This window comes from Xanthomonas cucurbitae (assembly GCF_002939885.1).
Classification (GTDB): Bacteria; Pseudomonadota; Gammaproteobacteria; order Xanthomonadales; family Xanthomonadaceae; genus Xanthomonas; species Xanthomonas cucurbitae.
The window spans coordinates 62922-77218 of the sequence record NZ_MDED01000023.1 but is presented as its reverse complement, the minus strand read 5'-3'; the positions used below and the strand labels follow the sequence as shown (position 1 = coordinate 77218).

Here is a 14297-nt window from a genome sequence, read left to right as displayed (position 1 = left end):
CCGCGTCGCCAAAGCTCAGTTGCATCGAAATCGTCCGCTTGGGTCGTCGGTCAATTGTCGCAGATCAGGCTGCTTTGTTCAGAGCGTCCTTAGACACTATCGGCCGGCGCGGTTACATCCGAAACTGCAACGCGCCCATTGGGAGCGGCAGAATTGCCCGCGCGGGCAGTTCCGGGTCCGGCCGGAGGGCTGCGCGATGCGGCTGCCCGGTTCGAGCAGGCCGCCTTGCGTGACTGCGGCCGATCTTACCGAACCTCGGCGATCTCCACCCCGTCCAGTCCCTGCGCCAGGGTCTTGGCATCCCCGCCTTGCGAGAGCTTGATGCGCAGGCGCACCTCGTTCTGCGAATCGGCATAACGCAAGGCATCTTCGTAGCTGATCTCACCGGCCTGGTACAGCTCGAACAGGCTCTGATCGAAGGTGCGCATGCCCAGGTTGGTGGACTCCTTCATGATCTCCTTGAGCTTGTGGATCTCACCATCACGGATGTAGTCCTGCACCAGCGGCGTGCCCAGCATGATTTCCATCGCCACGCGGCGGCTGCGCCCATCCGGGGTGGGGATCAGCTGCTGGGCGACCACGCCTTTGAGGTTGAGCGACAGGTCCATCAACAACTGGCTGCGGCGATCCTCCGGGAAGAAGTTGATGATGCGGTCCATCGCCTGGTTGGCGTTGTTGGCGTGCAGCGTGCACAGCACCAGGTGGCCGGTTTCGGCGAAGGCGATGGCGTGGTCCATGCCTTCGCGGGTACGCACCTCGCCGATCATGATGACGTCCGGCGCCTGGCGCAGTGTGTTTTTCAGCGCGTTTTCCCAGCTATCGGTGTCGATGCCGACTTCGCGCTGGGTGATGATGCAGCCCTCGTGCTTGTGCACGAATTCGATCGGGTCCTCGATAGTGATGATGTGCCCGGTGGAATTCTGGTTGCGGTAGCCGATCATCGCCGCCAGCGAGGTCGACTTGCCGGCACCGGTGGCGCCGACGAAGATGATGATGCCGCGCTTGGTCATCGCCAGCGTCTTGATGACCGGCGGCAGGCTCAGTTCTTCGACGGTGGGAATGCGCGTTTCGATCCGGCGCAGCACCATGCCGACCTGGTTGCGTTGATAGAAGCAGCTCACACGGAATCGGCCCACGCCCGACACACCGATGGCGAAATTGCACTCGTGGGTCTTTTCGAACTCCTCGCGCTGCGCCGGCGTCATCACGTTCAGCACCAGGTCGCGGCTCTGCTGCGCGGTCAGCGGTGTCTGGGTGATCGGGCTGATCTTGCCATGCACCTTGATCGCCGGCGGCATGCCGGAGGTGATGAACAGGTCCGACGCCTTCTGATGCGCCATCAGCTTGAGAAAGGAGGTGAAGTCGATGCTGCTCATGGCGTGCGCCCTCGGTGCCGGGAATGGGGAATCGAGAATCGGAGAAGCCGGGCAACGGATCCGGTAACGGGAACCGCCTTTACGATTCCCTATTCCCGATTCCCTATTCCCGAATCACTCAAATATCCGCTTGTCCTTGGCATATTCGCGCGCCTGGTTGCGCGTGATGAGGCTGCGCTTGACCAGGTCCTGCAGGTGCTGGTCCAGCGTCTGCATGCCGTATTGCTGGCCGGTCTGGATCGCCGAATACATCTGCGCCACCTTGTCCTCGCGGATCAGGTTGCGGATGGCCGGGGTACCGACCATGATTTCCCAGGCGGCAGTGCGCCCGCCGCCGACCTTCTTCAGCAGCGCCTGCGAAATCACCGCGCGCAGCGATTCGGACAGCATCGAGCGCACCATCGGCTTTTCCCCGGCCGGGAACACGTCGATGATGCGGTCGATGGTCTTGGCCGCCGAGCTGGTATGCAAGGTGCCGAACACCAAGTGGCCAGTCTCTGCCGCGGTAAGCGCCAGGCGGATGGTTTCCAGGTCGCGCAATTCGCCGACCAGGATGATGTCCGGGTCTTCGCGCAGCGCCGAGCGCAGCGCCTCGTTGAAGCCGTGCGTGTCGCGGTGCACCTCGCGCTGGTTGATGAGGCACTTCTGCGAGACGTGCACGAATTCGATGGGGTCCTCGACGGTGAGGATGTGGCCGTATTCGTTCTTGTTGATGTAGTCGATCATGCCGGCCAGCGTGGTCGACTTGCCCGAGCCGGTCGGGCCGGTGACCAGGATCAGCCCCTGCGGCTGGTCGATCAGCTGGCGGAAGATCGGCGGGCAGCCCAGGTCTTCCAGGGTCAGCACTTCGGAGGGAATGGTGCGGAACACCGCCCCGGCGCCGCGATTCTGGTTGAACGCATTGACGCGGAAGCGCGCCAGCGAGGGAATCTCGAAGGAGAAATCGACCTCGAGGAATTCTTCGTAGTCGCGCCGCTGCTTGTCCGACATGATGTCGTACACCAGCGCATGCACCTGCTTGTGGTCCAGCGCCGGAATATTGATACGACGCACATCGCCATCGACACGGATCATCGGCGGCAGCCCTGCGGACAGGTGCAGGTCCGACGCCTTGTTCTTGACGGAAAACGCCAATAGTTCAGCGATATCCATGCGCTGCTTTTCCCCTAGGCTGCGATTGGAAGGTACTCCCCTGCCGGCAGTATAGCGTTCTGGCGGCGCGCGGGAAGCGGGTCAGCGCCGGTTCGGGCCGGCAGGCCGGCGCAGGGCTGAAGGCGTTGTTTTTCGGGCATGACCCTAGCCTGCATCCAGGCCAGGGGGCCGCCCTACCCTACGTGCTGGAAGCCAGCCACCGGCGGCGGCACACTAGCCACCCGTCTTTCCTGGATGTCGCCCGTGCCGGTTTCGTCGCTGCAGCAGATTCTCGATGCCATCCAGGCCGCGGCAACCGACCACGCACGCAGCGACGTCCGCCTGCTGGCGGTCTCCAAGACCAAGCCGGCCGAGGCCATCGCCGCCTTGGCGGCGCAGGGGCAGCATGCATTCGGCGAAAACTACGTGCAAGAAGCCGAGGCCAAGATCGCCATGCTCCGCGCACTTGGGCTGGAATGGCACCTGATCGGCCACCTGCAATCCAACAAAGCCGAGCTGGCCAGCCAGTGCTTCGACTGGGTGCAGACCGTGGACCGCCCCAAGCTCATTTCGTTGCTGGCGCGCCATCGCCCCGGCGATCGTGCACCGTTGAATGTGCTGATCCAGGTCAACATCGACGATGAGGACAGCAAACACGGCTGCGCGCCGGAGGCGATCGATGCGCTGGCCGACGCCATCGCACGGCAGCCCACACTGCGCCTGCGCGGATTGATGGCCATCCCGGCGCCGTTTCCGGAAGCGGCGCGGCGCGCGGCGGCCTTTGTCGGCATGCAGGCGCTCTTCGCACGGCTGCAGCAGCGTTTTGCACAGGTGGACACCTTGTCGATGGGCATGAGCTCGGACTTCGCCGAAGCGATCGCGGCCGGTGCCACCATGGTGCGGGTGGGCACAGCGCTGTTCGGTGCACGCACGCCTTCGCCCGATGCATCCGCCTGATCCACGCCGCGCGCCGGCACCATCCATCGTTGCTTACTGGAGTTCCCAATGACCTTGCCTTCCGCGTCTGCATCGTCCGCCAACGCCGGCTCCATCGCCTTCATCGGCGGCGGCAACATGGCGCGCAGCCTCATCGCCGGGCTGATCCGGCAGGGCGTGCCGGCGGCGCGCATCCGGGTCGCCGAGCCAGTGGTCGAACTGCGCGCGGCGCTGTCGCGCGACTTTGGCGTGGAAACGTGGGAAGACGCTTGCCAGGCCGCGGATGGAGCCGACACCTGGCTGCTGGCGGTCAAGCCGCAGGTCATGCCAGCGGTCTGCGCGCAGCTGGCCGATCTTGCCCAAGCCCGACAGCCGCTGCTGGTGTCGATCGCGGCCGGCATCACTGCAACGCAGCTGCAGCGCTGGTGCGGCGGCGATGTGGCCGTGGTTCGTGCGATGCCCAACACCCCTGCCCTGCTCGGTGCCGGCGTCACCGGGCTGTACGCCAGTGCGCGCGTCTCCCAGGCCCAGCGCGCGCAGGCGACCCGGTTGTTACAGAGTGCCGGCGTCACCGTGTGGATCGAGGAGGAAACGCAGATGGATGCGGTGACCGCCGTCTCCGGCAGCGGGCCGGCCTATGTGTTTCTGCTGGCCGAGGCGATGGAGGCCGCAGCACAGGCGCAGGGCCTGCCGGCCGACACCGCGCGCACGCTGGTTTTGCAGACCTTGCTCGGTGCCTCGCGCATGCTCACCGAATCGGGCGAGGCACCCGAGGTGCTGCGACGTCGCGTGACCTCGCCCAATGGCACCACGCAGGCGGCCATCGAAACGTTCCAGGCCGGCGGCTTTGAAGCGCTTGCAGGCAAGGCGATCGCGGCGGCCACCGAACGCGGCCGCAGCCTGTCTGCCGCAAACGACTAGGCAAGCGTGCACGCGAGGCGGAACTGCCGCCGCGCCGCACTCCTGGGAGCGCGGCGTGCTGCCAGGCCTGACGCTTCATCGCAGACGGCAAGCAGACGCCGCCATGGCGCGACCTGCAGCAACGCGGCTGTCGCGTGCGCGATGATCGACGGCCGCACGATCGTGCGCTTGGTCGCGCCCAGCCGAACGCGGCGCGCACCCTGCCGTGCACGCGCCTGCGCAAGCGCCTGCTGCTGCGCGTCAGATGCCCTGCAGCCACGCGTGCGCTACGCACAGCGCACACCGGTTTGCCCCGGTTTTCCACCGCTGGTGAACGAATCCCGTCGAAACACGGTTTTTTCGTGTCGTTTTAGCGTTTGCCTATTGGCGGCGCGCAGCAGTTGCCCTACATTTCGCGTTGCCGACCGGGTCGGCAGACCCAACACCACCAACGAATACGGAACGTATAACTCATGGCAAAAACCGCCGCTAAGAAGGCTGCCCCCAAGAAGGCAGTGAAAAAGGTCGCCGCCACCAAGACCGCGAAGCCGGCCAAGGCCGCCAGCAAGACCGCCGCGCCGAAGCCGATCAAGGAAGCGCTGAGCAAGACCGGCCTGGTCGCGCATATTGCCGAAGCCACCCAGCTGGCTCCGAAGGAAGTGCGCGCCGTGCTGGCGGCGCTGGAAGGCGCTGCACATGCATCGCTGAGCAAGAAGGGAGCGGGCAGCTTCACCCTGCCGGGCATGCTGAAGCTGACCAGCGTCCACGTGCCGGCCAAGCCCAAGCGCAAGGGCATCAACCCCTTCACCAAGGAAGAGCAGGTCTTTGCTGCCAAGCCGGCCGGCTTCAAGGTCCGGGCACGCGTTGCAAAGAAGCTGAAGGACTCCGCGCTCTGATCGAGCGCATCTTTGGTGTCATCGAGACGGCCTTCGGGCCGTCTTTTTTTGTTTCATGATGACGCCAGCGGGGCATGTCGCCTGGAAAATCCTTGAGGCAATGCCGAAACGGCGTCGCGGACATTCGCCCCCTGCAAACGGCCACAGGCCTCCACGTTAGCGTGGCCGTCGCATGTCCGACGGCGGCATGAAGTGCTTGCGATGCGATTGCTGGAGAGCTGCCTGCGGCTGATCGGGCATGCCCGGACGCACCATCGACAGCGCTGCGATGCCTGGCTGCGACATGGCCAAGACCACGCCGACATAGGCGACGCTGCCGCGACCATACCTCCCGCTCATCGCCAGCGTCCTATCCTGGCGGGCATCCCAGCCAGTGACACTCTCCGTGACCTTGCCTGCTTCGTCCTCCAGCCCGGCGCGCCGTGTTCGCCACCTCGTGGTGTCGATCGCACTGCTGTGCAGCCTGGTCGTCGCCGCACGCTGGGCCTGGCAGCTACCGATCGCCGGACAGCTGCGCGCCACCTGGGAGCTGTCCCAGATGGCGCCGCCGGTCTCGTTGCGCGTGCCGGTGCAAGACGTGCGTGCACGCCAGATCGCCGATACCTTCGGCGCGCCACGCGGGCGCGACCGCACGCATGCCGGGGTGGACATCTTCGCGCCGCGTGGCACGGCGGTGCTGGCGGCAACCCGTGGCGTGGTCAGCGCAATCCGCGACCGCGGGCTGGGCGGCAAACAGGTCTGGGTACTGGGGCCGGCAATGGAACGGCACTACTACGCGCATCTGGACGACTGGGCTGCGGGGCTGGCGGTCGGCCAGGTGGTCGAGCCCGGCACGCCGCTCGGCACGGTGGGCACCACCGGCAATGCGCGCGGCACCCCTCCGCATTTGCACTATGGCGTCTATGGACGCAACGGTGCGTACGATCCATTGCCGCTATTGCGCAGGAATGCACCTGCGCCAGGCGATTGAGCAGGCTGGAACACTGCGTCATGGCGCACGCTCTCGAGCGCAGCGCAGCCTGCGCCTATGGTGGCCTTACCCCGCAATGACTCGACCCGCCATGACCCGAAAACGCTATCGCATCACGGTCACGCCGATCGAAACCGATGGCCGCCCCTGTGAGGATCGCTGCGCCATCGAGTTCGAGCAGCGCTCCCGCGCGGACTGGATGCGCTTGGTCGAAGAGCTACACCTGCGCCGCGACCTGAGCAGCGATGAGTGCGCTGCTCTGACAGTAGGATCGCAACTCCTCGAAGACCTGGCCGCACGCCCACGCGCACGCCCAAGCAACGCGCTGGACGCGCTACGGCCCAAACTGCAATTGCTGCTGGAACGCCTGCAACGCGTGCAACCGGGGGTTTGAGCGCAGCAGCACCGCCCACCGCTACACTGCGCGCATCGGCCAAGGGGAGCGCCATGCGCTGGATCGGAATCATCATCGTGGTCGTTGCGATCGGCGGCTGCAGTTGTGGGCGTACCCCGACCCCCGACACGGGCGCCGTCACCCCGGCACAGGTAACGCCGGTAGCGCCCGCGACGGTCCACGATGCCGCGCACAAGGCCAATGCGCCGCCCGCCGCCGTGCCCATGATCGATGCGACGACACAGGCCGGCTTGATCGCCGCCGGCTCCACCGTGCAACGCTATCTGGGCGCCCTGCCCGGCGCTGCGCGTGCGCAGGCCGATGCGCTCTGGGTCGGTGGCCGCCCGCCCCCCGTCCCGGATGACGGCGTGCTACGCGCCATGGGCGGCATCGTTTCGATGCGCATCCTCAACGATCCTGCGCAGCCGCTGGATCCGCAGCAGCCGTTGCAACGGGTGGAAGTGCCGGTACGCATCGTCGTGCGCACTGCATCGGGCAGCCAGCAACTGGTCGGGACATACCGGTTGCAACCGCGTGCCGGCGGCCAGGGCTGGGAGATCTACTCGGCCACGCTGCATCCGGTGTTGCGCTAACCCACGGTTCACCGGCGGCGAATAAGGTGGTGTCATCTGCCGCTGGAGTCACCCGATGAAATTGCGCTTGCTCGCCGGACCCCTGCTTGCACTGGCCCTGGCATTGCCAGGCGCGACCGCGTGGGCGGCACCCCAGATCCAGGGCCACCAGATCAGCGTGCAGGCCAGCGATGTGCAGCAGTATCTGGGCGGACGTTTTCCGCAAACCCACGACGCCCTGGGCGGGCTGATTGCCATGACCGTCAGCAACCCCGCGCTATCGCTGCCACCCGGTGACCGCCTCATGATGGCCTTCGATCTGTCGGTGGCCACCGCAGGTGCGGCGCCTGCGCCGGTCGGTCACGTCACGCTGACCAGTGCACTGCGCTACGACACTGCCAAGCAAGGGTTTTATCTCGACCAACCCAGCATCGACGATTTTCGCCCGGCCAACGCCGGTGCGCGGCTGGATCACAGCACGCGCCAGCTGCTGAACGCCTGGCTGGCGGACTATGCGCGCAAGGAGCCGATCTATCGTATCGACCCGTCTATCGCTGCATTGATGGGTGAGGTGCAGGTGCAATCGGTTGCCATCCAGAACGGCCGGGTGGCGGTCACTTTCAACCAGAACATCGAACAGCTGGTGCCACCGGCGGCGGTGTCCGGCAGCTGAGCGAATGTTCTGTCTAGCCGCGCAGCCTTCGACCTGCCGGTGTCGCTCGTTCATCGCAAACCGCCGCCATCCGCCTGTGTGCGGCTGCGAAGGCGCGGATGCAAGGTGATTGCGGTTTCATCGGTGCGCTGGGTGTCGGGGTCGGGAAGCCACCGGACAACACCAGCGCGTGGTAGGCCTCGTACCTTGCCTGGTCTAGACAACCCTCCACCGCCACGCGCGCCCCAGCCGGGGTGATCGCAATCATTGATCCGAGCGCCAGCACCCGGCGCGATTCCCTCGACCTCGGCGCCCCAGGAGTTCCGGTCAGCGCTTGGGCTGCAGCATGGTGCCGGTACAGTTCTTTGAACCGCAGCGGCATTCCCAGATCTTCTTCAACCGCGGCGTGTGCCGTTCGCTCAAGGTGATGCCGTAGTTGTAGGTGAGCTCTTCGCCCGGCTTGATGGCGCGCTTGGCCTCGATGAAGATCTTGTCCTTGCGGCGGTCGTCGCCTTCTGCCTCTTCGATCACCGCTTCGCAATTGGGATTGCAGCTGTGGTTGATCCAGCGCGCCACGTTGCCTTCGTAGTTGGCGTCCAGCACGTAGTCGTCGCTGAGGGTGAACAGAAACGTGTGCCCGCTCTCCACATCGCCGGTGTCGTCGGCGTCCACCTCGGCATGCGTGCGCAGACGGCCCTTGTACTGGATGATGCGCTCGCCCTTGCGGAGCGCGGCGAGGGCGAACATGCCATTGCCGTGGATACGTGACTTGCGGGCGGCAACTTTGCGCGACATGTAAGGATCCGGTGATGGGGCCGCTCATTGTGACCGCAGCGCGCCCCACCGCCAAGCACAAGCGCGCCACCGCTCGCAACAGCTGCGGCTTGCCGGCGGCTGAACCGGGCAGTTGGCCGTCCCGCGCCCAAAAGAGTACAATTTCGGTCCGTTTTAGGATGGCAGCGATTTCCCATGTTGCGCGTCACCAAACTCACCGATTACGCCACCGTGGTGCTGACCGTGTTGGCCGCGCGCAGCGAGCAAGTGCTCAGTGCCAGCGAGCTGGCCGAGCAGGCCGGGCTTGAAGCGCCGACCGTGAGCAAGATCCTCAAGCCGTTGTCGCAGGCCGGCCTGGTCGAAGGTCTGCGCGGCGTGCATGGCGGCTACCGGCTGGCACGCGCCGCCAGCGACATCACCCTGGTGGAAATCGTCGAGGCAATGGAGGGCCCGCTGGCGATCACCGAATGCAGCCAGGACCACAGCCAGTGCGGCATCGCGCATACCTGCGGGGTGCGTTCCAACTGGCGCCTGATCAACGACGTGGTGGGCGATGCCCTGCGCCGCGTGACGCTGGCGCAGATGCTGCAGCCCCTTTCCCTCCCTGGCGACAGCCGCCGGCGTTCCATCGCCGCGCGCGTCGCGACCACCTGACCTGTAGGCAGCCCGATGGCCACCGAACTTGCTCCTCCGCAGAATGCACAGATCCTCGAACGGCTGGGCCGGCGCTACGACGCCGGCTTCGTCACCGAGATCGAATCCGATTCGCTCCCGCCCGGCCTGGACGAAGATGTCATCCGTGCGCTGTCGGCCAAGAAAGACGAGCCGCAGTGGATGACCGACTGGCGTCTGGAGGCCTACCGCCATTGGCTGAAAATGCCGATGCCGGAGTGGGCGAAGCTGCAGATCGCGCCGATCGATTTCCAGGCGCTGAGCTATTACTCCGCGCCCAAGGGCCCGAAGTACGCCTCGCTGGACGAGGTGCCCAAGGAGCTGCTCGATACCTACGACAAGCTCGGCGTGCCGCTGCACGAGCGGGCCAAGCTGGCGGGCGTGGCGGTGGATGCGGTGTTCGATTCGGTCTCGGTCGGCACCACGTTCCGCAAGGAGCTGGCCGAAAAGGGCGTGATCTTCTGCTCGATGTCCGAGGCCATCAAGGAGCACCCGGAGATCGTCAGGCAGTACCTGGGCAGCGTGGTGCCGGTGGGCGACAACTACTTTGCCGCCCTGAACTCGGCCGTATTTTCCGATGGCAGCTTCGTGTTCATTCCTGCGGGTGTGCGTTGCCCGATGGAGCTGAGTACCTACTTCCGCATCAACGCCGGCCATACCGGCCAGTTCGAGCGCACCTTGATCGTGTGCGAGGACAAGGCCTACGTCTCGTATCTGGAAGGCTGCACTGCGCCGATGCGCGATGAAAACCAGCTGCATGCCGCCGTGGTGGAGCTGGTGACGCTGGAAGATGCCGAAATCAAGTATTCGACCGTGCAGAACTGGTACCCGGGCGACGAGAACGGTGTTGGCGGCATCTACAACTTCGTCACCAAGCGTGCCGAATGCCGTGGTGCGCGCAGCAAGGTCACCTGGACACAGGTCGAAACCGGCTCGGCCATCACCTGGAAGTATCCCTCGTGCGTGCTGCTCGGCGACGACTCGGTGGGCGAATTCCATTCGGTAGCGCTCACCCACCACCGCCAGCAGGCCGACACCGGCACCAAGATGATTCACATCGGCAAGCGCACCAAGAGCAAGATCGTCAGCAAGGGCATCAGCGCCGGGCGCGGCCAGAACACCTACCGCGGCCTGGTCAAGGTGGACCGCAATGCCGATGGCGCGCGCAACTACACCCAGTGCGATTCGCTGTTGATCGGCAAGCAGTGCGGCGCGCATACCTTCCCCTATATCGAGGTGAAGAATCCGGGCGCCACTGTCGAGCACGAGGCCACCACCTCCAAGATCAGCGACAACCAGCTGTTCTATTGCCGCGCGCGTGGCATCAGCCAGGAAGATGCGGTGTCGCTGATCGTCGACGGCTTCTGCAAGCAGGTCTTCCGCGAACTGCCGATGGAGTTCGCCGTAGAAGCCAAGAAGCTGCTGGAAGTGTCGCTGGAAGGCAGCGTCGGCTGACACTCATTCCCTTCTCCCTTTGGGAGAAGGTGGCGCGCAGCGCCGGATGAGGGTACGAGCTAAGCCTCGTGCACCCAAATTCAGGAGCCGCTTCGCGCCGACCCTCACCCCAACCCCTCTCCCGGCGGGAGAGGGGCTACATAAGAATTCTGACGGACCATCAGCATGCTCAACATTCAAAATCTCCACGCCAGCATCGCCGGCAAAGACATCCTCAAGGGCCTGTCGCTGGATATCCAGCCCGGCCAGGTGCACGCCATCATGGGACCCAACGGCGCCGGCAAGTCCACGCTGGGCAATGTGCTGGCCGGGCGCGATGGCTATGAGGTCGGCGAAGGCAGCGTGCAGTTCGACGGCAAGGACCTGCTCGACCTGCCGCCGGAAGAACGCGCCGCTGCAGGCCTGTTCTTGGCCTTCCAGTACCCGGTGGAAATCCCCGGCGTCAACAACACCTATTTCCTGCGCGCCGCGCTCAATGCGCAGCGCAAGGCGCGCGGCGAAGACGAGCTGGATTCGATGCAGTTCCTTAAGCTGGTTCGGCAGAAACTGGCTGTGCTGCACTTGAAGGACGAGCTACTACACCGCGGCGTCAACGAAGGCTTCTCGGGTGGCGAAAAGAAACGCAACGAAATCTTCCAGCTGGCCGTGCTGGAGCCCAAGTTCGCCATCCTGGACGAGACCGACTCCGGCCTGGATATCGACGCACTCAAGAGCGTGGCCGACGGCGTCAATGCCTTGCGTTCGCCGGAGCGTTCGTTCCTGGTCATCACTCACTACCAGCGCCTGCTCGACTACATCAAGCCGGACGTGGTGCATGTGCTGGCCGAAGGCCGCATCGTGCAGAGTGGCGGCCCGGAGCTGGCGCTGGAGCTGGAAAAGCACGGTTACCACTTCCTGAAGGACCGCGTGGTGCCCGAGGTTGCCGCCTGATGAGCGCGCTGCTTGATTCCCTGGCGCACGGTTTCCGCGGCGATGACAGCCGCCGCGCCGAACTCGATGCTGCCCTGCAGAGCGGCCTGCCCGGCCCGCGTGCCGAGGCCTGGAAATACACCTCGCTGCGGCAGCTGGAGCGGCGCAGCTTCCAGCCCGCGCCGCTGGTGCCGACGCTGATCGACGCCGCCGCGCTGGATGTGATCCCCTCGCCGCGCCTGGTGTTCGTCAACGGGCGGCCGTCGCAGGCGCTGAGCGATCTGTCGACCTTGCCCGATGGCGTGCAGCTGGGCACCTTGTCCGCCTCGCTGGCCGCAGACGGCCAGGCGCAACAGCTGCTCGGCCGACGCTTCGAAGGCAGCGACGAGATCTTCGCCCGTCTCAATGCCGCACTCGCCGATGAAGGCGTGCTGGTGCAGGTGCAGGATGCTGCGCAGATCGCGCTGCCGTTGCATCTGGTCTTCGTCAGCGTGGCCGGCGAACACGACCTCGCCTGGCATCACCGACATCTGATCGAGCTGCGTGCCGGTGCGTCGTTGAACGTGGTCGAACATCACCTGCATATCGGCGATGCGGCGCACCTGGCCAACAGCTTGATGCACGTGCACTTGGCGCAGAACGCGGCGTTGTCGCATGCACGCGTGCAGGCCGACAGCGCGCAGGCGACCTCGTTGCTGCGCACCGATGCCGTGCTCGCGCGCGATGCACGCTACCAGCGCGTGGACCTGGAACTGGGCGCCGGCCTGTCGCGGCACGAGCTCAACGTGCGCCTGGAAGGCAGCAACGCCCGGCTCACCGCCAATGGCGTGCTGCTGGGCAATGGTCGCCGTCATGTCGACACGCGCCTGGGCATCGAACACATCGCCCGCGACACCGCCTGTGAGCTGGTATGGCGCGGCGTGGGTGCCGATCGCAGCCGCGTGGTCTTCCATGGCGGTATCCGCATCCGTCCCGGGGCCGACGGTACCGATGCGCGGCTGTCCAACAAGAACCTGCTGCTCTCGTCAAACGCTGAAATCGATACCCAGCCAGTGCTGGTGATCGATGCCGAAGAAGTCCAGGCCGCGCATGGCGCCACCGTCGGCCAACTCGACGACAACGCCTTGTTCTATCTGCGCTCGCGTGGCTTGCCGCAGGCGCAGGCGCAGCGTTTGCTAAGCGCCGCGTTCTGCCACGAACCGTTGCGGGTACTGCCGGACGCACTGACCGCAGTGCTGGCGCTGCAGCTGGACCGCGCCCTGAATTCGGCGGGCGTGGCATGAACATGCCGGCCGTTCCGCAGCACGCGGCACCCGACTGGAACCGCGTGCGCTCCGATTTCCCGCTACTCATGCGGCAGGTGCATGGCAAGCCGCTGATCTATTTCGACAATGCCAACACCGGGCAAAAGCCGCTCCAGGTGATTGCGGCCACCGACGCGTTCTATCGCCGGCAGAACGCTAATGTCAGCCGCGCAGTGCATGCGCTGGGAACCGAGGCAACCGATGCATTCGAAGGCGCGCGCAGCAAGCTGGCGCGCTTTCTCAACGTGCGCGCCGACGAGCTGGTGCTGTGCAGCGGCACCACGTTCGCGATCAACCTGGTGGCTTACTCGTGGGCACTGCCGCGGCTGGGCCCGGGTGATGTGATCCTGATCTCGCGCATGGAGCACCACGCCAACATCGTGCCGTGGCAGCTGGTGGCCCAGCGCACCGGCGCCAGCATCCGCGTGGCCGAGATCACGCCCGACGGCGCGCTGGATCTGGACGCACTGCGCAAGGCGATGACGCCCGAGGTCAAGCTGCTCGCCGTTACGCATGTGTCCAACGTATTGGGCACGGTGAACCCGGTGCGCGAGATCTGCCGCGACGCGCGCAAGCGCGGCATCGTCACCGTAGTGGACGGCTCGCAGGCGGCGCCGCACCGGCGTATCGACGTGGCCGCGATCGGCTGCGATTTCTACGCCATCACCGGCCACAAGATGTGCGGCCCCACCGGTACCGGTGCGCTATGGGCGCGCCGCGAACACCTGCAGGCGATGCCGCCGTTTTTAGGCGGCGGCGAGATGATCAAGGAAGTCAGCTTCGAGGGCACCGTGTTCAACGATGCCCCGCACAAGTTCGAAGCCGGCACGCCCAATATCGCCGGCTTCGTGGGCCTGGGTGCGGCGGTGGACTATCTGGAGACGCTCGGTCTTGCGCATGTGGAAGCCCGCGAGGCGGAACTGCTGGCGCACTTCACCGAGGAGCTGCAGCGCATCGACGGCCTGCGCCTCTTCGGCACCACGCCCGACAAGGCAGCGGTGGTGTCGTTCCTGGTCGAAGGCGCCCACGCGCACGACCTGGCCACCCTGCTCGACCTGGAAGGCGTGGCCATCCGCTCCGGCCAGCATTGTGCGCACCCGCTGCTGCAGTACTACGACGTGGCCGCCACCTGTCGCGCCTCGCTGGCGTTCTACAACACCCATGACGAGATCGAGCGGTTCGTTGCGGCGTTGCTGAAGGTGCGTCGACTACTGGGTTGATTGGAATAGGGAATCGGGAATGGGGAATCGAGAGCGGCTCTACCGAAGACCTGGGACGTTCTATGCATGGAACATGGCTCATCGAGCAGCGCAACGCTTTTCCCGATTCCCGATTCCCGATTCCCGATTCCCGATT

General features: G+C 65.4%; 16 protein-coding genes. 12 read left to right on the top strand and 4 right to left on the bottom strand.

Features of this window, described 5'->3' with window-relative positions; all coding sequences use genetic code 11:
• Positions 1-245: 245 nt before the first annotated feature.
• Together XcuCFBP2542_RS13145 and XcuCFBP2542_RS13140 are read right to left on the bottom strand one after the other, a co-directional pair.
• Entirely contained in the window at positions 246-1376 is a 1131-nt protein-coding gene (locus XcuCFBP2542_RS13145) for a PilT/PilU family type 4a pilus ATPase (RefSeq protein WP_104604006.1), read from the bottom strand.
• Between the two features lie 114 nt (positions 1377-1490).
• A complete protein-coding gene (locus XcuCFBP2542_RS13140) occupies positions 1491-2528 on the bottom strand; it encodes a type IV pilus twitching motility protein PilT (protein WP_104604005.1) in 1038 nt (345 codons plus the stop codon).
• A 243-nt stretch (positions 2529-2771) separates the two neighbouring features.
• Here XcuCFBP2542_RS13140 and XcuCFBP2542_RS13135 point away from each other — a divergent pair, with 243 nt between their 5' ends.
• The 3 genes from XcuCFBP2542_RS13135 to XcuCFBP2542_RS13125 all read left to right on the top strand — a co-directional run bounded on the left by XcuCFBP2542_RS13135 (position 2772) and on the right by XcuCFBP2542_RS13125 (position 5239).
• Entirely contained in the window at positions 2772-3464 is a 693-nt protein-coding gene (locus XcuCFBP2542_RS13135; RefSeq protein WP_104604010.1) for a YggS family pyridoxal phosphate-dependent enzyme, read from the top strand.
• 48 nt (positions 3465-3512) lie between these two features.
• Positions 3513-4364 (top strand): pyrroline-5-carboxylate reductase, encoded by an 852-nt coding sequence (proC, locus tag XcuCFBP2542_RS13130; protein ID WP_104604004.1) that lies wholly within the window; start codon positions 3513-3515, stop codon positions 4362-4364.
• Between the two features lie 452 nt (positions 4365-4816).
• Positions 4817-5239, top strand: a complete 423-nt coding sequence (locus XcuCFBP2542_RS13125; protein ID WP_104604003.1) for an HU family DNA-binding protein — start codon at positions 4817-4819, stop codon at positions 5237-5239.
• Between the two features lie 156 nt (positions 5240-5395).
• On the opposite strand, the gene XcuCFBP2542_RS13120 is transcribed toward XcuCFBP2542_RS13125, so the two are convergent.
• Entirely contained in the window at positions 5396-5578 is a 183-nt protein-coding gene (locus XcuCFBP2542_RS13120) for a hypothetical protein (protein ID WP_104604002.1), read from the bottom strand.
• A gap of 34 nt (positions 5579-5612) precedes the next feature.
• Here XcuCFBP2542_RS13120 and XcuCFBP2542_RS13115 point away from each other — a divergent pair, with 34 nt between their 5' ends.
• The 4 genes from XcuCFBP2542_RS13115 (at position 5613) to XcuCFBP2542_RS13100 (ending at position 7848) form a co-directional block, all read left to right on the top strand.
• Complete coding sequence (locus XcuCFBP2542_RS13115; RefSeq protein WP_249027651.1) at positions 5613-6209, top strand: M23 family metallopeptidase; 597 nt, start codon at positions 5613-5615, stop codon at positions 6207-6209.
• 91 nt (positions 6210-6300) lie between these two features.
• Entirely contained in the window at positions 6301-6603 is a 303-nt protein-coding gene (locus XcuCFBP2542_RS13110) for a DUF3861 domain-containing protein (protein ID WP_167526915.1), read from the top strand.
• A gap of 224 nt (positions 6604-6827) precedes the next feature.
• The gene (locus tag XcuCFBP2542_RS13105) at positions 6828-7196 is read left to right on the top strand and encodes a hypothetical protein (protein WP_104604009.1); all 369 of its coding nucleotides are present in this window, start codon (positions 6828-6830) and stop codon (positions 7194-7196) included.
• Between the two features lie 55 nt (positions 7197-7251).
• Positions 7252-7848, top strand: coding sequence for a YceB family lipoprotein (locus XcuCFBP2542_RS13100; protein WP_104603999.1), 597 nt, complete (start codon positions 7252-7254; stop codon positions 7846-7848).
• Between the two features lie 306 nt (positions 7849-8154).
• Here XcuCFBP2542_RS13100 and XcuCFBP2542_RS13095 read toward each other — a convergent pair whose 3' ends face one another.
• A complete protein-coding gene (locus XcuCFBP2542_RS13095; RefSeq protein ID WP_104603998.1) occupies positions 8155-8622 on the bottom strand; it encodes an SET domain-containing protein in 468 nt (155 codons plus the stop codon).
• Positions 8623-8796: 174 nt separating this feature from the next.
• Between XcuCFBP2542_RS13095 and XcuCFBP2542_RS13090 the strand changes: the two genes are divergently transcribed.
• From XcuCFBP2542_RS13090 to XcuCFBP2542_RS13070, 5 genes are all read left to right on the top strand, one after another.
• Positions 8797-9255, top strand: coding sequence for an SUF system Fe-S cluster assembly regulator (locus XcuCFBP2542_RS13090; RefSeq protein ID WP_104603997.1), 459 nt, complete (start codon positions 8797-8799; stop codon positions 9253-9255).
• Positions 9256-9270: 15 nt separating this feature from the next.
• Positions 9271-10728 carry a Fe-S cluster assembly protein SufB gene (gene sufB / locus XcuCFBP2542_RS13085; RefSeq protein ID WP_104603996.1) on the top strand — a complete coding sequence of 486 codons (1458 nt, stop codon included), beginning with the start codon at positions 9271-9273 and terminating at the stop codon, positions 10726-10728.
• A gap of 165 nt (positions 10729-10893) precedes the next feature.
• The gene (gene sufC, locus XcuCFBP2542_RS13080) at positions 10894-11658 is read left to right on the top strand and encodes a Fe-S cluster assembly ATPase SufC (protein WP_104603995.1); all 765 of its coding nucleotides are present in this window, start codon (positions 10894-10896) and stop codon (positions 11656-11658) included.
• Positions 11658-12920 (top strand): Fe-S cluster assembly protein SufD, encoded by a 1263-nt coding sequence (gene sufD / locus XcuCFBP2542_RS13075; protein ID WP_104603994.1) that lies wholly within the window; start codon positions 11658-11660, stop codon positions 12918-12920. The genes sufC and sufD overlap by 1 nt, the downstream gene beginning before the upstream one ends.
• Positions 12917-14161, top strand: a complete 1245-nt coding sequence (locus tag XcuCFBP2542_RS13070; RefSeq protein WP_104603993.1) for a cysteine desulfurase — start codon at positions 12917-12919, stop codon at positions 14159-14161. Before sufD ends, XcuCFBP2542_RS13070 begins: the two co-directional genes overlap by 4 nt.
• The last annotated feature ends 136 nt before the right edge of the window (positions 14162-14297 follow it).